Origin of the sequence: Advenella sp., from assembly GCF_052108595.1 — a bacterium.
In the GTDB taxonomy this organism is placed as follows: Bacteria; Pseudomonadota; Gammaproteobacteria; order Burkholderiales; family Burkholderiaceae_B; genus Advenella.
The window spans coordinates 96,125-96,740 of sequence record NZ_JBQEAU010000001.1; the positions used below are offsets into that span (position 1 = coordinate 96,125).

General features: G+C 43.3%; 1 protein-coding gene. It reads right to left on the reverse strand.

From position 1 onward, the window contains the following. Positions 1 to 390: 390 nt before the first annotated feature. On the reverse strand, positions 391 to 616 hold a 226-nt coding region (locus ACTIKR_RS00440; RefSeq protein WP_442326943.1), incomplete at its 5' end, for a hypothetical protein.

The window sequence follows — 616 nt, forward strand, 5'->3', positions numbered from 1 at the left end:
TTATGGACTTCTGATATCGATAGAAAAATACTTATTACAGAATTATGATTTCCATTTATGGAACAATTAGCGATATTATTGCCGATTAATTTTAGCTAATTCCATATTTGGCATAAACTATCGATCAATGTAGGTCAGGTATGCAGGTTGATCGCTCATCGTGAACGTGAATGCTGCCATGCGCCACCGCATTGACCAGCCATTCGGCAGCTTTGTCGGACAGGCGAGCCACGGTTGGCTCGAGAGTGTGCTCGTAGCCACAACCATGGTTTTTTTCTGCCTTGTGCTGGTTTACGGAATGTTCATGATAATCATGATATGCCAAATATCATGGGTTGATGCGAATGTGGTGCCTTTGCAGGGCTGTGAGGGCCAGGCGTAAGCAGGCTTTCAACCAGGTAATGGCCACGCCGATGCTTGCTGCAAACAAGGGATATCCCGAATTAATGAGTGCTTGACAGCCAAAATATTGAATTCCATACTACGCACATACTTGTATGATGTCATACAATAAAAGGCGCAGATCATCCTCATGAAATCCATTTTTCTGTTTTCTTTCTGCTTGCCGAAAGTCTTGGCTTTTTCCATGAAGGAAAAGGAAAATTCCACGGAGCAG